The 21,685-nt window shown below is 61.2% G+C and carries 20 protein-coding genes; 2 read left to right on the top strand and 18 right to left on the bottom strand.

Features of this window, described 5'->3' with window-relative positions; genetic code table 11:
- Window positions 1-15 precede the first annotated feature (15 nt).
- The 13 genes from lpoB to ACMLHG_RS09565 form a co-directional block, all read right to left on the bottom strand.
- Window positions 16-627 (bottom strand): penicillin-binding protein activator LpoB, encoded by a 612-nt coding sequence (gene lpoB, locus ACMLHG_RS09625; RefSeq protein WP_295807039.1) that lies wholly within the window; start codon window positions 625-627, stop codon window positions 16-18.
- A 19-nt stretch (window positions 628-646) separates the two neighbouring features.
- The gene (locus ACMLHG_RS09620) at window positions 647-1,105 is read right to left on the bottom strand and encodes a YcfL family protein (RefSeq protein ID WP_294432878.1); all 459 of its coding nucleotides are present in this window, start codon (window positions 1,103-1,105) and stop codon (window positions 647-649) included.
- Window positions 1,106-1,133: 28 nt separating this feature from the next.
- Complete coding sequence (locus ACMLHG_RS09615) at window positions 1,134-1,742, bottom strand: penicillin-binding protein activator LpoB (protein ID WP_294432879.1); 609 nt, start codon at window positions 1,740-1,742, stop codon at window positions 1,134-1,136.
- Window positions 1,743-1,746: 4 nt separating this feature from the next.
- Window positions 1,747-3,240, bottom strand: a complete 1,494-nt coding sequence (locus ACMLHG_RS09610) for a hypothetical protein (RefSeq protein WP_417170347.1) — start codon at window positions 3,238-3,240, stop codon at window positions 1,747-1,749.
- Window positions 3,241-3,262: 22 nt separating this feature from the next.
- The gene (locus ACMLHG_RS09605; protein ID WP_417170346.1) at window positions 3,263-4,573 is read right to left on the bottom strand and encodes a CsgG/HfaB family protein; all 1,311 of its coding nucleotides are present in this window, start codon (window positions 4,571-4,573) and stop codon (window positions 3,263-3,265) included.
- Complete coding sequence (locus ACMLHG_RS09600) at window positions 4,570-5,409, bottom strand: hypothetical protein (RefSeq protein WP_294432882.1); 840 nt, start codon at window positions 5,407-5,409, stop codon at window positions 4,570-4,572. The genes ACMLHG_RS09605 and ACMLHG_RS09600 overlap by 4 nt, the downstream gene beginning before the upstream one ends.
- A gap of 1 nt (window position 5,410) precedes the next feature.
- A complete protein-coding gene (locus tag ACMLHG_RS09595; protein WP_417170345.1) occupies window positions 5,411-5,842 on the bottom strand; it encodes a hypothetical protein in 432 nt (143 codons plus the stop codon).
- A gap of 105 nt (window positions 5,843-5,947) precedes the next feature.
- A complete protein-coding gene (locus ACMLHG_RS09590) occupies window positions 5,948-6,322 on the bottom strand; it encodes a hypothetical protein (RefSeq protein ID WP_295807025.1) in 375 nt (124 codons plus the stop codon).
- Window positions 6,323-6,336: 14 nt separating this feature from the next.
- Entirely contained in the window at window positions 6,337-7,236 is a 900-nt protein-coding gene (locus ACMLHG_RS09585) for an ABC transporter permease (RefSeq protein WP_417170344.1), read from the bottom strand.
- Complete coding sequence (locus ACMLHG_RS09580; RefSeq protein WP_417170343.1) at window positions 7,142-7,609, bottom strand: ABC transporter permease; 468 nt, start codon at window positions 7,607-7,609, stop codon at window positions 7,142-7,144. Before ACMLHG_RS09580 ends, ACMLHG_RS09585 begins: the two co-directional genes overlap by 95 nt.
- Complete coding sequence (locus ACMLHG_RS09575; RefSeq protein WP_417170359.1) at window positions 7,606-8,298, bottom strand: ABC transporter ATP-binding protein; 693 nt, start codon at window positions 8,296-8,298, stop codon at window positions 7,606-7,608. The genes ACMLHG_RS09580 and ACMLHG_RS09575 overlap by 4 nt, the downstream gene beginning before the upstream one ends.
- A gap of 26 nt (window positions 8,299-8,324) precedes the next feature.
- The gene (locus ACMLHG_RS09570; RefSeq protein ID WP_295807021.1) at window positions 8,325-9,851 is read right to left on the bottom strand and encodes an efflux RND transporter periplasmic adaptor subunit; all 1,527 of its coding nucleotides are present in this window, start codon (window positions 9,849-9,851) and stop codon (window positions 8,325-8,327) included.
- Entirely contained in the window at window positions 9,848-11,275 is a 1,428-nt protein-coding gene (locus tag ACMLHG_RS09565) for a type II secretion system protein GspD (RefSeq protein WP_295807019.1), read from the bottom strand. The genes ACMLHG_RS09570 and ACMLHG_RS09565 overlap by 4 nt, the downstream gene beginning before the upstream one ends.
- A gap of 348 nt (window positions 11,276-11,623) precedes the next feature.
- Between ACMLHG_RS09565 and ACMLHG_RS09560 the strand changes: the two genes are divergently transcribed.
- Window positions 11,624-12,226 carry a TIGR00730 family Rossman fold protein gene (locus ACMLHG_RS09560; protein WP_417170342.1) on the top strand — a complete coding sequence of 201 codons (603 nt, stop codon included), beginning with the start codon at window positions 11,624-11,626 and terminating at the stop codon, window positions 12,224-12,226.
- 83 nt (window positions 12,227-12,309) lie between these two features.
- Here the strand turns inward: ACMLHG_RS09560 and ACMLHG_RS09555 are convergent, their stop codons facing one another.
- From ACMLHG_RS09555 to ACMLHG_RS09545, 3 genes are read right to left on the bottom strand one after another with little or no spacing between them, the layout of a single operon-like run.
- Window positions 12,310-14,316: a beta-galactosidase gene (locus tag ACMLHG_RS09555; protein WP_417170341.1), complete on the bottom strand. Its 2,007-nt coding sequence runs from the start codon at window positions 14,314-14,316 to the stop codon at window positions 12,310-12,312.
- On the bottom strand, window positions 14,298-16,433 hold the full coding sequence (locus tag ACMLHG_RS09550; protein ID WP_295807006.1) for a beta-galactosidase: 2,136 nt from the start codon (window positions 16,431-16,433) through the stop codon (window positions 14,298-14,300). Before ACMLHG_RS09550 ends, ACMLHG_RS09555 begins: the two co-directional genes overlap by 19 nt.
- Before the next feature lie 33 nt (window positions 16,434-16,466).
- The gene (locus ACMLHG_RS09545) at window positions 16,467-17,192 is read right to left on the bottom strand and encodes a prepilin-type N-terminal cleavage/methylation domain-containing protein (RefSeq protein WP_294432898.1); all 726 of its coding nucleotides are present in this window, start codon (window positions 17,190-17,192) and stop codon (window positions 16,467-16,469) included.
- Between the two features lie 206 nt (window positions 17,193-17,398).
- On the opposite strand from ACMLHG_RS09545, the gene ACMLHG_RS09540 reads away from it, so the two are divergent.
- The gene (locus ACMLHG_RS09540) at window positions 17,399-18,604 is read left to right on the top strand and encodes a substrate-binding domain-containing protein (protein ID WP_294432899.1); all 1,206 of its coding nucleotides are present in this window, start codon (window positions 17,399-17,401) and stop codon (window positions 18,602-18,604) included.
- Between the two features lie 61 nt (window positions 18,605-18,665).
- Here ACMLHG_RS09540 and serS read toward each other — a convergent pair whose 3' ends face one another.
- Both serS and ACMLHG_RS09530 read right to left on the bottom strand, forming a co-directional pair.
- On the bottom strand, window positions 18,666-19,913 hold the full coding sequence (gene serS, locus ACMLHG_RS09535) for a serine--tRNA ligase (protein ID WP_294432902.1): 1,248 nt from the start codon (window positions 19,911-19,913) through the stop codon (window positions 18,666-18,668).
- Window positions 19,914-19,931: 18 nt separating this feature from the next.
- Window positions 19,932-21,650: a serine hydroxymethyltransferase gene (locus tag ACMLHG_RS09530; RefSeq protein WP_294432905.1), complete on the bottom strand. Its 1,719-nt coding sequence runs from the start codon at window positions 21,648-21,650 to the stop codon at window positions 19,932-19,934.
- Window positions 21,651-21,685: the final 35 nt, after the last annotated feature.

Here is a 21,685-nt window from a genome sequence, read left to right as displayed (position 1 = left end):
TTGCCGGCGGCGGCATCAGTCGAAGATCGATTTGGTCTCCTGCTTGCCGATTTCGACGTTGTCCTCCCAGACTGCGAGGCCGGTGGCGAGGTCGGTCATCACCACGTGGAAGAAGAAGTAGGACTCTTCAACCCGGCCCACCCGGTTGCTCTGCTGGACGATCTCACCCGAGAGGCTCATATCCGGCGCGATCACGGTGCCGCGCTTCTGCACGGTCGCCTGATTGAAGAGGTCGTCGTTCTCCAGTTCGCGCACCTGCCGGACCGCGGCCTCCTCGGCTCCCTTCGCACCGACCGCGGTGGTGGTGACCGCTTTGCCGGAGCGGAGAATCGCCTGCCGGATCTTGTCGGTCAGAATCCGGGTGTTGACCGGCGTGGAGGTGTTGTTTTTCACCTCGCCGACCATCACGATCGTCTTGCGTCCGTCGGCCCGGTTCAGCGCGCCGGAGGCGAGGAGCGAATCGATCGATTTCAATGCGGCGGTCTGCCAGTCCTTGACGTCGATCCGGTGGGTGCTGGTCAGCGTCTGGTCGCCGGCGGGGTCGATGCGGTGCGGCGCGACGGCGCAGCCGTACCCGAGCAGCAGTGCCGCGGCCGCCGCTCCTCCATAGAGTGCACGTGTCTTCATCGGTTGATTTTCCTTTCCGTCAATCGTTTTTTTCCTTGAGGCTCACCATGTAGTCGGCGCACTGTGACGTCGGCGCCACACTGCGGATGTATTTGGTCTCGCCCGGGTAGAAGATTTCCGTCATCCAGTTCGAGGAGGGGGAGGGCACCTGCATGCCGTTGCCGTCGAGCCAGTCCACCCGGTAGTTGATGTAATAGGGATTCTCGCCGGTCATCCAGCTCCAGATTTCGGAGAAGAAGCCGTACCGTTCGCTGCGCAGCGTCACCTGAAGCTGCCGCACGCCGCCGTCGGTCTGCGCCATGTTGACCGCCAGCACCGCCAGCCGGTCGCGGCAGAAGCTGTCGCTGGTGAAGCGTTTCAGATCGGCGGCGGTGACGCCGGGGCCGCCGGAGAGGGTGTTCACCGTGTTCTGACAGCCGGTCAGCGCCAGAAGAACGGCGGCGAGACAGGCGGCCCGGACGAGTGTCTGCTGGATCATATGTTGGATTCCTTTCCTGCTTGCCCGCTCAGAAGAGCGGATAGGTTCCCTGTTTTAAAATTTCCACAGTGTGCTCCCAGACGGCGATTCCGGTCACCAGATCGGTGAGCGCCATGTGGAAGAGAAAATAGCTCTCTTCGGTGCGTCCCTGATAGATGGTCTGCTGGGTGATCGCGCCGGAGAGGCTGAAGTTCGGCGCGATCACGGTGCCGCGCTTCGGCACGGTCGCCTGGTTGAAGAGGTCGTCGGAATCCTTGTCGCGGATTCTCCGGACGGCGAGGTCGAGGTTGCCGCCCGCGCCGAGCGCCGAGGTCACCTTCGCCTGCCCCGACTGGAGGATCGCCCGGCGGATCTTGTCGGTCAGGATCTGCGACTCCAGGTGGAGCGTCGTGTAGTTGCGGATGCGGCTGACCATCACCACCGCCGGCTTGCCGTCGGGACGGCGGAGCGCGCCGGAGGCGAGCAGGGAGTCGATGTTCTCCGCCGCCGCCCGGTTCCAGTCGGCCGGGTCGAGTTCGCTGATCGTCACCAGCGCCTCGTCGCTGTCCACCCCGATGATCCGGGCGGGGGAGGCGCATCCCGCTGCCAGCAGCATCGCCATTGCGGCGAAGAGAAAAGTCATGAGCCGCCAGTTCATAGTTTCACTCCATCGTACTCCACTGTTTCAGGTAAAATTTTCCGCCCGCCTCCCGGAGGTAGATCAGCGCCCGGGTGGTTTCCGGTTCGAATTTCAGGGTCTTCCGGAAGAGGCTCTTCCGGTCGGCGCCCTCGATTTCGACGGTGATCTCCCGGTTCGCCGGAATCGGCAGGTGAAGAATCCGGTAGCGCTGCGCGATCGTCACCCAGCGCCGCCAGTCGGTGTCGTTGATCGAAACGCTCGAAGTGGCGGCGACCTGCGCCGTCGCCGCCGCGACCGCCAGCGCTTTGCCGTCGAAGTTCGGCGAGGCGAGCAGGGCGGCGAGCGACGCCTTGGCCGCTTCGTGTTCGATGGTCTTGCTCCGGATGGCGGCGGCGGCGCCGCCCGCCAGTTCCGGCATGGTCAGCTGCCAGAATTCATCCTGCGCGATGCTGGTGAGGTCGGCGAGTTCACTGCCGACGCAGTGGCGGCCTCCGCCGCTGGCGCGGAGCGTCAGCGCCTGGGCGCGGCTGTCCTCCGGCAGGTTGAACTTCCAGTGCCCGGGAACCATTCCCGGCAGGCGGACGGTGGTGCTGCGCTCCTTCCAGCCCGGCGGAATTCCCTGCGCCAGAATGACCACCGCCAGATTGTCGGTGAGCGGGTAGTCCCACGGCTTGACCGAGGCGAGTTCCGGAGGAATTTTTTCGCCGAGCAGATGGAGCACGGTCGCATAGTCGCGGCGGAAGAGTTCGTTGTCCGGCTGGAGCCAGAAGAGGTACTTGAGGTCGACCGCCGCTTCGTCGAACTGATTGTCCCAGTAATAGCCGAGGGCGGAGAGGTAGAAAGGAAGCGGGTTGAAGAGGAGCGCCAGCCGCGGCCGCAGCCGGTCCTTGTATTCGCCGTACTCCGCCTGCACCCCGGCGGCGCGGAAGGTTCCGGCCGCCGTCTGGTTCTCCTTCTCCAGCTTCCGCAGCCGGTAGGGGGCGACTTTGCGGCCGAAGTTCTCCTGATCGTATTCGCGCAGATTCGGGTCGGACTCCTTGAGCAGATAGAGGTACTGCCCGGCGCGGAGCCGCCGGATTTCGACCAGGGCGTCTTCCAGCTCGCCCCGGCTGAAATAGGTGAAGAACTTGAGCATTCCGAGCACCAGCCGGTCGTTCCGGTAGCCGTGATAGGTGGCCGTCCCCGGCCGGTGGAGGCGAATTCTGCCCTGCCGGTCGAAGAGCCAGAAGAGCTTTTCCGCCCGCTCCAGCGCGGTGAGCGCCTCGTCGAACCGCCCGGCGTCGAGGTTGATGCTGCCCGCCTCCAGATGCCAGAGCAGTGCTTCGCGGCCGGTCTCGCCGTTCTCCGCGTCGCTCATTTTCATGCTGAGTTCGGCGGCACGGTCGAGGTCGCCGGAGTAGTAGAGCTGCTGAAGTTTCTGCTGATCCTGCCGGGTGAAGTCGGAGCGGCAGCCGCCGGCCAGCGCCAGCAGCGCCGTCAGCAGAATTGCTCCGCGTGATCTCCTCCGTCTTCTCACGGCCCGTCTTCTCCTGACGCTCTTACGGTGTGGCTTTCGGGTAGGCAGGCTTTGCGGCCTGCGGCGTCGCAGTCCGGGAATCCGCCTTCAGGCGACAGCGGGCGCCGACGGCGGGGAGTTCCCCTTTGCCCTGCCAGGAGGCGGTGCTCATGTCGGCCGTGACCGATTCAATCCGGGCGTCGCCGAGCCGTTTTTCCGCCGACCCCAGCACCCGGCCGGTCCTGGGATGCACCACCGGTTTGCCCGGCTGATAGATTTCGTAGATCTGCCCGGCACGTACGCCGGCCCCTTCGCCGCGGGTGAGATAGAGGGTGTTGCCATCGACTGCGGCAACCAGCACCGGATCGAGCCGTTCGAGCAGTTTGCGCCCGGCGGTTTCCGCGGCCAGGCTGAGCAGGTCGTTCTGGTAGTCGGCGGCGGTCCAGTCGCGGCGGGTCTCGGCGGGAATCTCATTGCTCCGGCGGCGGCAGGTGATCGACTCCACCGCGACGAGGGTGCCGCTTTTGACCTCGATGATCCGCAGTTCCGCCTCCAGCGTGGCGACGGTGCGGGTGGAGGTTCCGGCGATGGCGGTGCCGGAGGAGAGATTCTGCACCTCCAACCGGGTGAGCTTCGGCAGGATCAGCCAGTCGCCGACCGCCAGCGCGCCGGTTTTGATCTGCTGACCGGGGGCGGCGAGCGCGGCGTCGGCCAGCGCCGATTCGGCGGCAACTGCCTGGAGCGTATCGCGGCCGAGGAGTTCGAAACTGCCGGATTTCAGCAGAAATTCACTGAGTTTCGTCCCGAACGAGGTGCCGGAGGCGGGAGCGATGCCGGGCGCGACTTGCACCGGGAACACGGCGAGCTGTTTTCTCACGGCGGTTTCGCCGGGGCGGGCGAGAAGGCCGATCTTGTCGAGCGCCCAGTCCAGCCGCCGCATGAGGCCGTTGAGATCAGGTGCGTCGAGGGAGATGTGCCGTTTCGGGTCGACTTTCCCGGTACTGCAGTCGACGACCATCAGCGTCATGCCCATCCGGGAACCGATTTGGGCCACCGAAGTGACCAGAAGATACTTGACCCCGTGGACCCGGCCGAGTTCGGCCAGCTGCCCGGCGCTGTCGGCCAGTCCGGATTCGGTCTGAAACGCCACCTCCTTGAGCATCGCCTGCAGTGCGGTGCGGGAGATCACCTCATAGTTTCCGCCGAGTTTCGCTTCGATCTGGTCGGCCAGTCCGGCGAGACCGGCGGCGTCGATGTTCCCGCGGGTCATGATCTCCGCCACGGCGATCCGGTCGGCGGCGTGAAGTGCCGTCGCGCAGAAGAGCGCCAGAATAAAGAGATGCAGTTTTTTCATCGCTTCTCCTCCTTCGCTTCGAACCGCCGGTTCATGGCGGCGGCGGCCTGCCGGACCGCGTCTTTCATCAGTTTTTCATAGAGCCCGGTGTCGGTGTGGGTCACCGCGCTGTGGTCGAGTTGGCGGACCTTGCCGGTGAAGAGACCGCTGAAGGCGATGGAATTGTCCCGCAGGTCCACGAGTTTGACGAGCAGGTCCAGCGTGTAGATTTTGTTCTTTGTTTCGATGCCGTACCCTTTGAAGGCGGTCTCCTCCTTCTGACAGTCGGAGACGACCGCGTAGAGCACATGGGTCGCTCCGGAGAGGCGGCGGAACTTCTGTCCGGCTTCCGCCATCGCCGTCGCCTGAGTGCCCAGTTCGATGGCCAGCAGCGAGTCGTCGAGCGTCCGCCGGTCGACCGGAGTGAAGGTCTGCGGATACTCTCCCAGCGCGGCGAGCATGTATTCCGAACCGATCACCGCGGTGCGCTGCGGCGAGTTGAGAAGCTTCGCCGCGAGGGCGTCCCGCAGGGCGAGGGTGCGGTCGTTGAGCTGATCCATCCGGGCGCGCTCCTCCTGCCGTTCCTGCAGTGTTGCCCGGTTTTCGAACAGCCGGATCAATCCGAGCATCCGGTCGTCGATGGTACCGTAGTCGTTTGCGTTCAAAGAACTGTACGAAATGGAGGGAATCCTCTCCTCGGTGTAGCGGTAGAACTTCTGCCCGACGGTGTCGATGGTGGAGAAATCGAATACCGCCACCTTGATTTTTTCCTGCTGCCCCGTCTTCGCCGGAGCTTCCGCCGCCGGCAGAAGCGTCGCGGCCGCCAGCAGGGCGGCAACCCATGAAAACAGTTTCATTTCATCTTCCCTTCCGGTGTATGAGTTCCTTTTCGATCACTATGGTCTGGCCGTCGTAGAGTGTCAGAGGGTCGAGGCTGATCTTCCAGCGCATCCGGTCGCGGAAGAGCCGCCCGCGCACCGTTCTGCCGTTTTCCAGCCGGACCGAAACCATCCGGCTGCCGTCCTCGAGCGTCTCCTGCAAAATTACTCCGGCCGATTCTCCACGGTGGAGGCCCGCGTCGCGCAGCGCCCGGTCCGCCGCCCGTTTCAGCTCCGCGCCGGTGGGGGCGGCTGTGTCCTGAACTGCGGTGGAAGAGGAAAGGGGCGTGGCGGGGGAGGGTGCGGGACACTCCGCGGCGCAGAACCGCCCGACAGCGAAGCCGAGCAGAATTCCGGCGAGCGCTCCCGCTGCCGCCGTCACGGCTGGATTTTTCCACATTCCCGGTGCCATATTGCCTCTCCTCTGATGGACCGGGATCAATTTACATGTCTGGCGCTTCTTTTTCAACCGGAACCGAGAAAAAAAGTACAGGCGGCGAGGCCGTGAGGCACGCGGTCAGATATCCACTCCGAACAGGTTGACCGGCAGCATGCAGGCGTGGAAGGCCATTTCGAAGGGGGCGGCTCCCCCCTCGATCAGGTTGTTGACGCCGGAGCCGAGACAGCCGAACGGAAGTCCGAGCGTGCACTGCACCGCCCCGAGCGGCAGGTAGAGGGTCTTGAAGGCGGAGATCCCGGTCTTGGCCAGACCGCGGGCGCCGCAGGCGAGCCCGTTCATGAGATAGGGGTGGGTCGCCTCCGCCATCCGCATCGCCGCCGGGGCGAGCAGCGCCAGCGTCACCGGGTCCATCGCCCGGGCGCGGGGCGCGGCGAAAAAGCTCCCCGCCGCCAGCAGAAGTGCGGCAAGGAGAAGTTTCGTTCGCGTCATCATGGGCAGATCCTCCGTTATTCCGAACGCAGAACCGTGATCGGATTCTGCTGCGCCGCCTTGTAGGCCGGATAGGTTCCGAAGATCACGCCGACCAGACTGGAGATCGCCAGCGAGAGCAGAATGCTCCACAGCGAATAGACCGTCGGCATGCCGCTGTAATAGGTGATGGTCCGCGCGATGCCGACCCCGAGCAGGATGCCCGCCACGCCGCCGGTCGAGGTGAGAAAGACCGTCTCGATCAGGAACTGCAGCAGAATATCCGACTTCTGTGCGCCGAGTGCGCGGCGGGTGCCGATCTCCTTGCGCCGTTCATAGACGCTCGCAAGCATGATGTTCATGATGCCGATGCCGCCGACCACCAGCGAGATGCCGGCGATGGAGCCCATCACGATGGTGAAGATGTTCTGGGTCTGCTCGCGCTGTTTGAGCAGTTCGAGCGGCACGACCATGCCCCAGTCACGGGTTTCGTCGTGCACCTTCTCCAGATAGGCGGCGATGCGCTTGGAGGTGTTGTCGATGTAGCTGGTGTCGTTCACCTTGACCAGGAAGAGGTCGTAGGCGATCCGGGTGATTTTAAACTGCCGCCCCTCCCGCTGGTAGGTGTAGTCCTTGAACTTTGCCCGCGCCGTCGACATCGGAATCAGGATCATGTCGTTCTGCCCGCCGACCTCCGGATACTGCGTGCCGTACTCGTTGGAAAGGATTCCGATGATCCGGTAAACCCCGTCTTCGATGCGGAGGGTGTCGCCGACAATATCGGTCCGGCCGATGGAGAAGAGTTTCCGCTTGACGTTTTTGCCGATGACGCAGACGTTGGATTCATTTTTGAAATCCACCGGCGAAAACCAGCGCCCTTTTTCGATTCGCGCCGAGGAGTCCTCGAGGAAGCGGTAGTCGCATCCGACAAGTTTCAAGTCGGTTCGCTGCAACCCCTTGAGTATTTTTTTTTCTCGCGTCGAAAACGCCGGTAATCCGTTCGACGTTGTCCATCCGGCTGATGTGGAAGAGGTCGCGTTCGGTGAGGCCGTAGCGCTCCATGACGCTGGCGTTTTCCGACCCCTCGCTCCGCCCCTCCAGCGGCGGCCGCTTGGAAAAGAGGATGATTTTGTCGATTCCCATCGCTTCGATCTGGGCGAGTGCGGAACGCTTCGCCCCCTCCGACACCGCCAGCATGGCGATTACGCTGCCGACGCCGAAGATGACGCCGAGCGAGGTGAGGATTGACCGCACCTTGTGCAGCAGCAGGTTGTGCAGTGACAACCGGAAGAGATCCCGAACCAGCATCATCGGATTTTCTCTCCTTCCAGCGGGGTGTTTTCAATCCGCCCGTCCCGCAGGCGGATGATCTTGTCGTAGTGCGGCGCGAGCAGGGGGTTGTGGGTCACCATCACGATGGTCACCCCCTGGCCGCGGTTGAGTTCGTGAAAGAGCTTCATGATTTCATCGCTGGTCTTCTCGTCGAGGTTGCCGGTCGGCTCGTCGGCGAGGATGAAGGCGGGCTGGTTGCTCAGCGCCCGGGCGATGGCGATCCGCTGGCACTCTCCGCCGGAGAGCTGAGTCGGGCGGTGTCCGAGCCGGTGGCCGAGGCCGACCCGTTTGGCCAGCTCCAGCGCCCGGGCCCGGCGGATTCGCCCCGGAATCCGTGCGTAAACCATCGGTACTTCGATGTTCTGTTCGATCGTGAGATGCGAAAAGAGGTTGAAGCTCTGGAAGATGAAGCCGATTTTCCGGTTGCGGATTGCCGCCTGTTCCACATCGGAGAGGCGGCTGACTTCAGTCTCTTCCAGATAGTACTGCCCGGAAGTCGGCACATCAAGCATCCCCAGAATGTTCAGCAGCGTCGACTTGCCGGAGCCGGAGGTGCCGATGAATCCGACAAACTCCCCCCGCGTCACCGTCGCGTTGATTCCCTTGAGCACGGGAACCTGCAGTTCGCCGGTGACGTAGGTTTTGCGGATGTCGATCAGCCGGACGATTTCGTCTCCGCCGCCCGCCATGGCCGTCATTGTGCCTCCTGCGTCTTCTGATAGGGCCGGTAGAGATAGACCACGTCTCCCTCTTCGAGCCCCTTGGTGATCTGAACGAAGTTGTCGTTGGAGTCGCCGATGGTGACATCCACCTCCGTCGGGCCGCCGAGTCCGCTGCGGTAGACGAAGAAGCGGTCGTTCTCCTCGAAAACCGCTTCGACCGGTACGAAGATCGTGTTCGGAATGACCCGGGTGACCACGTTGATTTGCACGCTCATGCCGTTGACCAGCTTGGGGGACTGCTTGTCGAGTTTGATCTTCGACTTGTAGATCTTCGGCGAGGAGCTGTCCCAGACGACCAGGTTGACCGGAAGCGTGTCGATGTGAGAAATCGTGCCGCCGAACTTCTCCCCGGGGAGGGAGTCGGGCGAGATCACCGCCCGGTCGCCGATCTTGATCTTGGAGCGGTACTGCTCGGGCAGGTCGAAATCCACCACCAGGTTGGACATCTCCGGAATGGTGATGAGCACCTGTCCCTTGCCGACATCGATGCCGGGCTTGACGTCGAGATTGCCCCAGCGGCGGTCCGGGTCGGCGTAGATCACGATGCCGTCGACCGGAGCGACCAGCTTCATCATCTCCATGTAGCTCTTGTAGCGGTTGAGCTGGTCGGTCAGCCGGCGGATGCGGCGGCGGAGGTTCGCGATCGACTTCTTCTGCTGGACCAGCTTCGATTCGGTCGAAATCTTCACCTTGCGCAAGTTGAGTTTCGCCTGTTCGAGCGCGTTGACCAGCCGGGTGATCTTGCTCGGATTGTCGTAGCGGCGGAAGACTCGCAGATTGTCCTCGGCCGTCTGGAGCGCATTCTCCGCCTCGTCGATTTTGCTCTGCTGGGAGTTCAGCTCCTCGCGCTTCTTGTCGTCGGCGTTTTCGTCACTTTTGGTGGCGGTGTCGCTGTCGCGGATTTCGGTGTAGGCGCTGTTGGCTTCTGCGAGCGACGCTTCCGCCTTGGAGATGGCAAGATCGAGCGCGTCGCGCTGGCTGGCACGTTCGAACCGGCGATATTTGCGCAGCGCGTCGTCGGCCTGGAGAAGCGTCTCTTCGGCGGACTGCAGGTCCGCCGCGTTGGAACTGACCTGGATCTTTTCCGCCTCGATGGCGATCTCCAGCTCCTTCGAGAGGTTGTCCAGCTCGATCTCCTGATTCTCGATCTGCTCCTTGAGCTCGTCGGTTTCGAATTTCGCGAGCAGGTCGCCCGCCTTGACCTTGCTGTTCTCGTCGATCACCCAGAGGAGTTTGGTGCGGTAGTTCGCCTGCAGCGAAAGTTTGTGCTTCTTGCTCGCGTTGACATATCCGCCCTGCAGGAGTCCGATCACGAGGTCGTCGCGCCGGACCTTGTAGGTGCGGTCCATGTCGCCGCCGTCGGTGGCGAGTTTCTTCGCCTCCTCCGCCAGGCGCGCCCGTTCCCGGGGCAGGTAGACGCCCCAGTAGTAGCCGGCAGAGCCGCCGGCTGCCGCCAGCAGCAGAATGATCCATATCAGTTTCCGGCGGGAGATTTTCATTTCGTTTCCGCTCCGCTGGTGGTGGTTTCTGCCGGTTCATCGATGGTGATCGGCGTCTGGTGGAACTCCCGGCGGCGCCGTTCGAGTTCCCCCGGCTTGGCGTGGTTGAGCTCTTCGCCGAAGTTTTCCACCGAGGTGCGGTGCAGCGGAATGCTGTCGGCATTCTCAACGATTTCGCCGAGCTTTTCGCTGATCTTGCCGGTGCGGTCGAAGTTGTAGAAGATGCCGCTGGCGGCCTGGTCCGGGGAGATGATGTGAATCTTCAGGAAGAAGATCAGCTGAGTGACCTCTTTGGACTCGTTCTTGCCGGTGAAGAGCTCGCCGATCAGCGGGAGGTCGGAGAGCACCGGAATCCGCTGCTGCTGGAGCGTGTCGCGGCTGTTGTACAGCCCGCCCATCATAACCACCTGCTTGTCCTGCATCCGCAGATGGGTTTCGACGCTGCGGGCCGAAATCACCGGCACCGGATAGGTGGTGTCGCCGCCGGCGGAGACGTTCTCATAACGGACCACGTTCGAAACTTTCGGGAAGATCCGCAGCGTCACGTTGTCGCGGTTGATCATGCTCGGTTCAACTTCGAGCGTCACGCCGACGCTCTTGAACTTGGTGCTGAGCGAGAGGGTGTTCCCGGTGCTGTTCGCCTCCTGAATCGGGATCTCCTCGCCGGTGACGATCCGGCTCACTTCGTTGCGCGACAGCAGGATGTTGGGCGAGGAGAGCACCTTCGCGTCCTGCGCCGAAAGCAGCCACTGGAAGGCGATGTTCATCGAATCCTTGCCGGAATAGGGGGTGAAATTTCCTCCCAGACCGGTGGTGGGCTGAGCGCTCTGTCCGGGAACCTCCGCGGAACCGCTGACATTGTAGCGTTTGCCGGTGAAGTTGAACGAGAGATTGCGCTGCATCCCGTCGGTGAACATCACCTCGACCACTTTCGCTTCGATCAGGATCTGCGGGGAGGGCACATCCATCGCCAGAAGAATGTCGCGATAGCTCTGAATTTCCGCATCCGGGGCGTTGATGAGCAGTTCGTTCTGCTCTTTCAAAGGTTCGATCAGCACCGAGCCGATCGCGACGCCGTCGACGGTTTTGGCCATCTCCTTGGCCGACGAGAAGCGGGGGCGGAAGACCAGCGTGGAACGGCCGTTCTGGCCGGAGATCACTTTGACGTAAGGCGGTTCAATCGGCTTGTGGGCGGCGACCACCTGCGGCAGAGAGTTGTCGGCGGCAAAGAGCTCTTCCAGCTCGTTCAGAACCGAGCGGACGTTCCGCTTGCCCTGTTCCATGTCCGCCTCCGTGCGGATCACCGGTTTTTCCGCCGGCGTCCCCGATTCCGCCGCGGTGGCGGAAAGCGCCATCATTCCGGAAAGAAGGCAGGAACATACCGCATTGCGACGCATTCCCGACGTCAGTTGCAATTTCATCATCAAAAGATCCCCCGTCCAAGTTGTTTTCCGCAGTGAATGCCAACCGGGGGGAGTGCAGACAGACAATGACGGGGCGGAAGAAAATCCGTCCCGTATTGTTCCGGCAATATCGTCGTCGTTTCCCGAATTGCCGGGTGCGTCCCTTCGCCCCGGTGTCCAAAGCATACTATACCCGATTCCGGGCAATTTCAAATCGAAATTTGTAAAAAAAACGCTTTTTTATGAGAATCCGGTTTGAGAGCGGTTCGGATTGTGCGAGATCCTTTCCGGCGGGATTGCAATTGACGGCGGCGGGCAATACATTGAACAAACCCCCGAAAGGCGGGGAAAACAGAAAGGAGAAATTCTATGATGTTTCGCAGACAACTGGGGCGGGTCGCCGTCTATTGCGCCTCCAATCCGGGGCGTGATCCGGCGTTCTCGCGGATTGCCGCGGAGCTCGGCGCCGAACTGGCCCGCCGCGGCATCGAACTGGTCTACGGCGGTTCCGACGCCGGACTCATGAGAATCGTCGCCTCCTCGGTCCTGGCCAACGGCGGCCGGGTGACCGGAGTCCATCCGGAGGGGCATCCGATCGAGGATCCCCAGCGGAACCTGACGCAGCTTTACGTGGTCAAATCGATGGCGGAACGCAAGGCGAAGATGCTCGAACTCGCCGACGCCTGGCTGGCGCTGCCCGGCGGCTTCGGCACCCTGGATGAGTTCTTCGACGCGATCTGCCTGCTTCAGCTGGGAATCCACCGCAAACCGTGCGGGCTTCTGAACATCCACGGCTACTACGATCACCTGCTCGCCTTCCTGAACCATGCCGAATTCAGCGGACTGCTCAAACCGGAGCACCGCCGTCTGATCAACGCTTCCGCCTCTCCGGCGGAACTCATCGACCTGCTCGCCACCCGCGCCGCACCGGCGCTCCTTCCTGCGGAAAAGCACGACCGCGCCGCGGTCTAGGTGTTCTGCAATGTGATATCACGGGCGAAGCGAAATTTCCTCTTCCGCCCGTCCGGCGATCTCTCCGGAATCTTTCCATCGGTTCAAAATCCCTTTCGGAATGTTATCGGCTGCGTCTCATGTCGGAAGCGGTAGAGTTGTTCCGAAAATTTTCGATTTGCTTCGACGAACTCCCGGTAGGGAGTATCGGTCACATCGACTAGCCCGATGCCGTAGTTTTCACCGTCGTAGCGTCCGATCAGCGGCTGGTCTGCAAACTGGAAGTGGTGGATGCCCACGATCTGCGGATGGCGGGCGGCACTTTTCAACAGACAGTTGAGCGCGTCCTCACGGGCTCCCGGTTCAAGCCCCGGGTAACTGAGAGACGAAAACATTCCCCGCGATTCGTGGCCGACGCTGGACTCTGAAATCAGCAACGGCTTGTCGTCCGGTATGCCGCGCATCTTGAGATTGTCCAGCTGCAACGCGTAGTTGTTGACCGATACCACGTCGGCATAGGCTGCATGCGGTTCGTTGACATGGGCGCGGTAGATGTCGGCGACCGGGGTGCGCGACCCGAGATAGAGGTGATTCGGTGCACATTTCCGCACGATGTCGCGTGAAATCTGATAGAAGCGTTCGATGTATTTCCGACTGAATATGGAAAACTCTTTTTTTGCAAATTTCCGTTCCGGCGGCCGGGTGGAGGCGGCAAGCTCTTCCCACGAGGCGTATTGACTTTTCCATGCACGGTTCAGCTTGTCAATTGAGCTGAATTTCTCCATCAGAAACTGAACCAGTTTCTGTTTGGCCGGCCGGTCTGCCGGTGCGGCGAAGATGCGTCGGGCCGCCTCGTCTTCCGGCCCGAATTTCACCTCGTTGCCGATGAAATAGCCGATGCAGAAGGGATCGTCACGGGTCCATCCGATCGTATTGACCAGATAGTGTTCCAGGCGACGGGTAAACTCCGGATTGTACACATCCCAGAGCGACGGCGTTCCGGGCAGGCGGGTTGAGGCGGGCAGCGGGATGTCGATGAGATAGGGCATTCGGCCGTGCCGGCAGAGAAAAGGGTCACTCCAGTTGCCGAGTGTGTTGAATCCCCATCCGGCGAGGCGTTCCGGCTGGGCGGCCTTCCATGCGTCAACACTGCCGTATTTCTGTTCGATGTTCCGGCGGAAGAAATCGATAGGTGCGTCTGTTTTTGCCGGTTTCTCGAAGTAGAGAGCCTCTTTTCCCGTTGTTTTCGGCAGCGACCAACTTGCGGAAAGGGCGACGCTGTTGACGCCGCGTGAGAAGAAGAGCCGTCCTTCCGGATCAACGAAGTACCATTTCCCCTCGTACTTCTCCACCCGGAAGAATCCGGTTGCCTTCAACTGCGGCCCCTTTGCCCAGCCTCCGTACCGATTCCAGTCGGCGAGGCGGGGCAGGGGTGTTTCCGGCTTCAATTCGGCAGCTGAGCGGATTTTCTCCGGCCAGTCGGAATGCCGGTTCTGCCCGAATTTATCGAACAGCGGGAAGAAGTTCTCCCGACTGCGCAGGGCGGGAGAGGGGATGTATCTTCCATGCACCCGGAGGTTCGAGAGGCGGAAGCGGTTGTAGCGTGCGAAGCCGCAGACGATGCGAAACCGTTCAATCCGACGGGTGTCGACATTGGTTCCTCCAGGGAAGCCGGAGGGCATTCCCTTCGCACGGAATAACGGGTCGAAGCCGGGATCTCCGCTGTGATTCAACGCGAAGGTGAAGGTGCGTTTTTCGCCCGGCGGTACGACGAAAACACCGAGCAGAGCGCCGGGGCCGAAGCCGAAATCGCCGCTGACAGAACTTTCTGCGTCCAGATTTTCGATGTCGAAGGAGAGGCAGGCGAAGGAGGAAAAATCCCAGCTTTCACCTTTTCGCGGCGCGAAATAGACCATTGGCCACGGGCGCTCACCGGTCCGGAATTCGATGATCGCGGCATTTTCCCCTTCCGGGGTGACGTTGATGAATTTTTCCGGGATTGACTGGGGAGCCGCCGGATTCCAGAGAATCGGTTCCGCCGCAAGGTGGAGACCGGCAAGGAGCGCGATGATGAAAAGGAGTGGCGAGCGGTTCATTTTGACGTTCTCCATTCATCGGTGAATGTTCCGGCGAGGCGGTAGGAAATCATATGTTCCCCCACTTTGCGCATGGCGTCGACAAACTCCCAGTAAGGAGTGTCTGTGTTGTCCACGACGCCGATGGCGAAGTTTTCTCCGTCGCCGCGACCGGTCAGCGGCTGATCCCGCCAGCAGAAGTGGTGCATCCCGACGATCTGCGGATGGAGCAGCGCCCCCTGCAGCAGCCGGGTATAGGCATGGGCGCGGTCGTTCTGATCGACTCCCGCCGGACGGCTGTCGGCGTTGAAGGTGCCGCGATCAAGGACTGCGACATGAAATTCGCTGATCAGGATCGGCTTGTCATCCGGCAGTCCCTGCCGCCGGAAGCCGTCGACACTCCACGTGTAGGTGTTGCAGGCTACCACGTCGCAGTATTTCGCCGCTGCCTGATAGAGTTCAGGCAGCTGGTCGATGTGGAATCGCGAACCGAAGTAGAGCCGGTTCGGAGCACAGCGTTTCACTGCATCGCGGCAGATCCGGTAGAAGCGGTCGATGAAAGCGGTGTTGAATTGCAGCAGATCTTCGTAAGAACGTTCCGCATCGGGTAGCTCCCGAGACCTGAGAATTGCGTTCCAGTCGGGGTAGCTGCTTGCCCAGCGCTCGTTGAGCAGGTCGATCGCCTGATACTTTGTTTTGAGCATGTTCACAAAGGCTGCCTTGGCGGGCAGCTCGGCGGGTGAGACCAGCACAGCGCGTGCCGCAGCGGTACGGTCCCCCCATTTGATCTCATTGATCAGGAAGAAGCCGATGCACCAGGGATCATCCTTCGCCGCAGCGATAACCTTCGAGTCGCCCCGTTTTGCCAGCGCCTCGGCGAACTTGGGATCCCAGGGATCCCAGATCCCCATCGGCAGCCCCGGCACCGGTTTGATTGTACGCCGGTAGTTGACCAGGCCGAAATCCAGTGTGTAGGGCGTGCGCCGTTCCGCGAGGATTTCCGGATCGCTCCAGCAGCCGATGGTGTTCAGGCCCCAGGCGGCGAAGCGGTCGGCGACCACAGACGGATACTGTTTGCGGAATTCCGGACCGTATTTTCGCTTCAAATTGTCTTCGGCGAAATCGAGCATGCCGCCGGGGCGCCGTACCGCCGCCTTTTCATACCAGAAGGAATGACGCTCCTTCGCCTTCGCCTGCGTGGTGACGGCGTTGACGCCGTGCGAGAAGAAAAGCCGTCCTTCCGGGTCGACGAGGAACCATTTCCCCTCGTATTTCGTCACGTAGAACGCCCCGGTCGCCTTCAACTGCGGTCCGGCTGCCCATCCGCCGTACTTGTTCCAGCCGGCGGGGCGGGGTTGGTTGAATTTTCTCTCCCGTTCAATGGCGCGGGAGAAGTCGCTGTCGGTGTGAATCTTATCCGGCCAGTCGGCATGTACATACTGCCCGTAGCGATCGACGAAGGGGAAGAATTTTTCCGGATCGTTTACCGGCGCTCCCGGTCCCCGGTACGGTCTGGCGAGCCGGATGTTGCCGACGCGATAGTGGACCGACTGATTTCGGGAGAAGCCGCGCAGATTGTGCCCCCAGAAGATCAGTGCGTCAACCCGGCGGGGATCGACATTCTTATGGCCGAAGATTCCCGGCGGTGTGGCGCGGAGTCCATCGATGCGGCACCGGGTGAATTCATCCGCCTGCGGGTAGTAGAAGCGGAGTGTCCGTTTCTCGCCGGGATTGAGCGCGAATCCGCTGTTGTTGGCAATTTCGTAGCGTCCGACCAGCGGATTGGTAATCCGGACTGAGAGGATCATCTGCTGATCGTGATCCATGTTCTCGATGTCGGCGTAGAGATGCTCGTAGCCGGAGAGATTCCAGTAACGCTCTCCCTCCGGTGGCGGCAGCAGAATGCCGGGATTGTCGAGTGTCACGTCGGAGATGGTGACGTCGAGCACCCAGCCTGCGGAATTTTTTTCCTTGCGGATCTTCACCTTGTCGGAGTGGACCACTTTCGGTGTCACCCAGAGCGGCGGACCGAAATCGATCACCTGAATCTTCGAAATGTCGTAAGTTTCCAGGTCGACCAGCGGTTTTTCCGCACCGACGGCGAGAGTCAGCGCAGCGATGAGTGCTGCTGCGGTGAGTGTTGTCTTCAGCATGGTTCCTCCTATGGTGTACAATGGATTGAATTCCTATGGAATCAGATTGGCATTCCGGTCGGCGTATTTGTTGAAGTCCATATCGCGGAGGTCGTTCAGTGTCTTGCTTTCCGTATGGCCGTCGGCGAAGGCGATGTTGGCGGTGTTGAGATGTCCCAGCCAGATTGCGGTGTCCTGCGAAAGCAGACTCTGTGGACTGAAGCACCAGGAGGTGCGGCCTTTGTTGGTACCGGCAACCAGCGCTGTGTCGGCAAAGAGAAGCACCTCCGACGGGCGGCGCATCCGGTGCAGAATGTAATAGCGTCCTTTCACAGAACCGCCATCCTGGTATTCGGCGGTGAAGCGCCCGAGCTGGTCGGCATGAACCTTGTAATAGAGCGTGGAGGTGAAGTGGTCGACCTGGCCGTAGGAGTCCCACGAGAAGACGGTGACGCCGTTCGCTGCTGTGTAGTTGGACCGGGCGGGATTGGAGGGGCAGCGACGCATTTCCAGCGGCAGAATCCGCATGATCCAGCCGACCGCACCGTAGTGCGGCAGCAGGTAGGAGTTGTACCAGGTGCGGTTGACGATTGCCCCTCCGTAACTGTCCGCGTAGAAGATGTGTGCTTTCATCGTCTGGGAGAGACGGTTGACGCATTCGCTTTTTCGGCCGGATTCCCTGGCCCGGTTGAGCGCTGGAAGCAGCATCCCTGCCAGAATGGCGATGATGGCAATTACTATGAGAAGTTCAATCAGAGTAAATTTATCATGCTGTTTCACTTTTCCGAACTCCTTTGCTGGTTGGATCGGTTCCTTCATGATGTTCCGCCCTTCTTCAAGCTAATTATACCGGAAAGAAAAGAGAAAGTCAACTTTTTCGATACCATAAATTAAACTCTTTTTAAGAAAAAATGTTGAATAAATACCATAAACTAATTATAGTATTATATAAGACGGTATACTGCGTGGTATTGAGGGGATGATACATGGAACGGATTCTTCCTGAGTTTGATCTGCTGCTGGAAGAGGGGAGGCGGCGTTGTTCCGCGGGAGAGTTCTGTGATCGGCTGCGGCAGTTTCTCCGGCGGGAGAGTCGTTCCATTCCGGAAGGAAGCGCGCTTGCGCCGGAACGGCAGGTGGCGGCACGTTACGGTATCGGCCGCGGAACCGTTCACAAGGCGTATGAACAGCTCGCAGCCGAGGGATTGTTGCGACGACGGGAGAACGGCCGCTGTTATCTGGTCTGCTCCGCCGGAGAGAAGGGGGTCCCCTGCATCGGCATCATTCTGCCGCGCCGGTTTGAGGAGTACTATGCGCCGGAGAGCCTATCCGGACCGATGTCACAGGGGTATTACAATGGATTTGCCGGGGAAGCGGGGCGGCGTGGATTTGCCACTGTACCGCTTTTCCCGCCGGCCCCGGAGGCTCCTCGCGACGAGGTGCAACGCTGGATCGACACAGTTCTGCCGCGGCTGGTCGGACTTCTTCACCTCGGTGACCGCGGGTTTGAAACGGACCCGACCCTGGAGTTGATTTTTCTACAGCAGAAGATTCCGCAGATTTTGCTTTGTGGTGCGGTGGATTATCCGAATGTGACGACTGTTTCATTCGATTGCGATCTGTTGGCGGAAACTCTATTGCAATATCTGCAGCCGCTCGGGCACCGACGGCTCGGCCTCTGCCTGGCCGCCGATTGCCGGGAACATCATCTCTGCTGTTATGACCTTACCGGTTCTCCGCAGGCAATGGCGCTGTTTGCCCGGCATGGTGTAGAGATTTTGGAGGAGGCCTGTCTCTATTTTTCCCAGCCGGCAGATCTGGAGAGGCAGTTGCTGAAACTGTTAGAACAGGAGCAGTGCCCGACGGCATTCTGGTGTCGGAATGACATCTTCGCCCGGGAGTTAACTGCGGCGATCCGACGCATCGGATGTCGCGTGCCGGAAGATTTTTCGGTGATCGGTTTTCGAGGGCAGAACACGCCGGATCCGGGAGCTGCCGAGCTCACTTCGCTGCTTTGTTCACGCGAAGAGATTGGCCGTCTGGCTGCTGAAACGCTGATCCGCAAGATTCAAGTGCCAACTCTGGTGGTCCCCCGACGGCTCGGGGTTCCGGTGAGGCTCTGCGTGCGAGATACCAGCGGTCCGGCTGCTGAGCGACGCAATCGCTCGCAGGAGTTGGATATGTTCCTCTGAATGAAAATCCGGGCGGAAAATGCATCTGCACTCCCGCCCGGAATCGTAACGCTGCTGGTTTTTACTTCTTCGCCGGTTCGATCCGGTCGAAGCCGCACAGCGGACGGAGCACCTCCGGCACGATGACTGTGCCGTCCTCCTGCTGGAAGTTCTCCATGATCGCAATCAGCACCCGGTCGGTCACCGCCGTCGCACTGATGGTGTGGACGTAGTCGCGGGTGTCACCATCCTTGTAGCGGATGTTCAGCCGGCGGCTCTGGAAACTGGTCAGGTTGGTGTTGCTGGTGACCTCGCGGTAGGCGCCGAATCCGGCGAACCACGCTTCGATGTCATACTTCTTGTACCCCGGCGCGCCGAGGTCGCCGACGCAGACGTTGACCACGTGGTAGGGGATCCCCAGCTGCTGGAGGATGTATTCCTCGTTCGCCAGGCAGAATTCGTGGTATTTCGGCGAATCCTCCGGCTTGCAGAAGATGATCTGCTCGACCTTGTGGAACTGGTGCACGCGGAAGATCCCCCGCGCTGCCTTGCCGTAGCTGCCCGCCTCGGTGCGGAAGCAGGGGGTGAAGGCGGTGTAGCAGAGCGGAAGTTTCGCCCCGTCGAGCACGTCGTCGGCGTGGTAGCCGACCAGCGTCTGCTCCGAAGTTCCAATGAGAGCGAGATCCTCCCCTTCGATGTTGTAGGTCTGATCGGCGAAGAACGGCAGATAGCCGGTGCCGAAGAGGGTGCGCTCCTTCGCGAGGCAGGGGGTCATGAACATCGTGAAGCCGCGTTCGACCAGCACCCGCTGTACCCAGAAGTAAAGCGACTGGGCCAGAATCGCCCCTTTGCCCTTCCAGTAGTAGAATCCGGCCTGCGCCACTTTGGCCCCGCGCGGAATGTCGAGGATGTCGAGCAGTTCGCCCAGCTCCTGATGGTCGCGGATCTTGAAGTCAAAGGTCGGAATTTTGCCGACTTTCTTGATTTCGACGTTGCCGGTGTCGTCCTGCCCGTCCGGCACATCCGGCGCGAGCATGTTCGGCATGCGGATCAGGATCTGATGCATCTGCTCCTGAAGCCCGGCCAGCGTCTCCTCCTTGGAAGAGAGCACCGTCTTGAGCTGTTTGACCTGCTCGCGGGCGGCGGGATCCTTGGCGCACTCCTTGCTGAGCCGGTTGCGTTCGGCTCGGAGCGCCTCCGACTCCTGCGAGAGACGGCGCGCTTCGGCGTCGAGCTTGAGCAGACCGTCAATATCCACCTCGAAACCGCGGCGGATACAGTTGGCGCGAACGAGTTCGCTGTTCTCACGAATAAATTTGATATCGATCATTTTGGGTCCTCTCCGGAATTAAAAACAGGGCATCGGGAAATCCGCCATGAACTCCTTGACCTCGTTGCCGAGGGCGCGGAGCGCGGCCTCATCCTCGCGCAGTTCGACGCCGCGTTCGATGAAGTCGGCCACCTTGACCATCTCCGCCTCCTTGAGCCCGCGGGTGGTCACCGCCGGGGTTCCGACCCGGATGCCGCTGGTGACGAAGGGTTTCTCCGGGTCGAAGGGGATCATGTTCTTGTTGACGGTGATCCGCGCCAGGTCGAGCGCGTTGGCGACCACTTTGCCGGTGGCGTGTTTCGGCCGCAGGTCGATCAGCATGAGATGGTTGTCGGTGCCGCCGGAAACGATCCGGAACCCGCGGCGGACCAGCTCGGCCGAAAGTTTCGCCGCGTTGAGCTTGACCTGGAGCTGATAGGCCTTGAAGGCCGGCGTGAGCGCTTCGCCGAAGCAGACCGCCTTGGCCGCGATCACATGCTCGAGCGGGCCGCCCTGCATGCCGGGGAACACCTTGGAGTTGATCGCCTTGATGTACTCTTCGCGGCAGAGGATCAGGCCGCCGCGCGGTCCGCGCAGCGTCTTGTGGGTGGTGGTGGTGACCACGTCGCAGTAGGGAACCGGGTTCGGATGTTCTCCGGCGGCGACCAGTCCGGCGATGTGCGCCATGTCGACGAAGAGCTTGGCCCCGACCAGATCGGCGATCGCCCGCAGACGGGCGAAGTCGATCACCCGCGGATAGGCGGAGGCGCCGGCGAGGATCATCTTCGGCTTGTGTTCGACGGCGAGACGTTCCACTTCGTCGTAGTCGATCATTTCGGTCTCGCGGTTGACGCCGTAAGGAACGATGTTGTAGAGCATGCCGGAGAAGTTCAGCGGATGCCCGTGGGTCAGGTGGCCGCCGTGGTCGAGGCTCATCGACAGCACCGTGTCGCCGGGCTGGCAGAGCGCCATGTAGACCGCCTGATTGGCGGCGCTGCCGGAGTGGGGCTGAACGTTCGCGGCTTCGGCGCCGAAGAGCTTCTTCACCCGTTCAATGGCGAGCGACTCCATCTGGTCGATGAATTCGCAGCCGTTGTAATAGCGCTTGCCCGGATAGCCTTCGGCGTATTTGTTGGTCAGCACCGAACCCTGCGCGGCGCGGACGGCGCACGAAGCGAAGTTTTCGCTGGCGATAAGTTCGATGCCGTCGGCCTGCCGTTCCGCTTCGTGGTCGATGATCGCGGCGACTTCGGGATCGGCGGCGCGCACCGCGGCGATGTCGTCGTAGGTGTTGGTTTCGAGCTTGATCAGGCGGCGGACATGCCGTTCGTCGCCGCTGAACGGCGCATTGAACCAGCTTTCGATGACCGGTTTCATGCCGGCGAAATCGAGCGAGTCACCGGGCAGAACCAGCACGTTCGAGCAGTTGTGAGTCCGGCTCTTCTTCGCGAGTTCCACGTTGTCTGCGACGACGGCGCGGACGCCGTGGACGCGGTTGGCGAGGATTCCCATGCCGACGCCGGAGCGGCAGATCAGAATGCCGCACTCGGCTTCGCCGCGGGCGATGGCCCGGGCCACCGGAGCGCCGAAGTCGGAGTAGTCATCCGTGGTGTCAAAGGAGAAGGGACCGCAGTCGATCACCTTTGCTCCGCGGGATTCCAGCCAGGCGGCCAGCTCCGCTTTCTGAGAAAAACCGCCGTGGTCGGTGCCGATGGCAACCCGGAGGGATTTGCCGTACCAGTCGATGATCTGAACCATAAATGTTGTTCTCCTTGCAAAAAGATAATGTGAGT

The sequence above is a fragment of the Victivallis sp. genome (assembly GCF_048170485.1).
Lineage (GTDB): Bacteria > Verrucomicrobiota > Lentisphaeria > Victivallales > Victivallaceae > Victivallis.
The sequence above is the reverse complement of the archived record's forward strand: the minus strand, read 5'-3'. Positions and strand labels throughout refer to the sequence as shown.

Coding starts and splice junctions, on each gene's coding strand:
- ACMLHG_RS09565 (WP_295807019.1), bottom strand. CDS start 11,275: ATGATGAAATTGCAACTGACGTCGGGAATGCGTCGCAATGCGGTATGT.
- ACMLHG_RS09580 (WP_417170343.1), bottom strand. CDS start 7,609: ATGATGCTGGTTCGGGATCTCTTCCGGTTGTCACTGCACAACCTGCTG.
- lpoB (WP_295807039.1), bottom strand. CDS start 627: ATGAAGACACGTGCACTCTATGGAGGAGCGGCGGCCGCGGCACTGCTG.
- ACMLHG_RS09570 (WP_295807021.1), bottom strand. CDS start 9,851: ATGAAAATCTCCCGCCGGAAACTGATATGGATCATTCTGCTGCTGGCG.
- ACMLHG_RS09590 (WP_295807025.1), bottom strand. CDS start 6,322: ATGATGACGCGAACGAAACTTCTCCTTGCCGCACTTCTGCTGGCGGCG.
- ACMLHG_RS09620 (WP_294432878.1), bottom strand. CDS start 1,105: ATGATCCAGCAGACACTCGTCCGGGCCGCCTGTCTCGCCGCCGTTCTT.
- serS (WP_294432902.1), bottom strand. CDS start 19,913: ATGATCGATATCAAATTTATTCGTGAGAACAGCGAACTCGTTCGCGCC.
- ACMLHG_RS09555 (WP_417170341.1), bottom strand. CDS start 14,316: ATGGAGAACGTCAAAATGAACCGCTCGCCACTCCTTTTCATCATCGCG.
- ACMLHG_RS09550 (WP_295807006.1), bottom strand. CDS start 16,433: ATGCTGAAGACAACACTCACCGCAGCAGCACTCATCGCTGCGCTGACT.
- ACMLHG_RS09560 (WP_417170342.1), top strand. CDS start 11,624: ATGATGTTTCGCAGACAACTGGGGCGGGTCGCCGTCTATTGCGCCTCC.
- ACMLHG_RS09530 (WP_294432905.1), bottom strand. CDS start 21,650: ATGGTTCAGATCATCGACTGGTACGGCAAATCCCTCCGGGTTGCCATC.
- ACMLHG_RS09615 (WP_294432879.1), bottom strand. CDS start 1,742: ATGAACTGGCGGCTCATGACTTTTCTCTTCGCCGCAATGGCGATGCTG.
- ACMLHG_RS09595 (WP_417170345.1), bottom strand. CDS start 5,842: ATGGCACCGGGAATGTGGAAAAATCCAGCCGTGACGGCGGCAGCGGGA.
- ACMLHG_RS09540 (WP_294432899.1), top strand. CDS start 17,399: ATGGAACGGATTCTTCCTGAGTTTGATCTGCTGCTGGAAGAGGGGAGG.
- ACMLHG_RS09605 (WP_417170346.1), bottom strand. CDS start 4,573: ATGAAAAAACTGCATCTCTTTATTCTGGCGCTCTTCTGCGCGACGGCA.
- ACMLHG_RS09600 (WP_294432882.1), bottom strand. CDS start 5,409: ATGAAACTGTTTTCATGGGTTGCCGCCCTGCTGGCGGCCGCGACGCTT.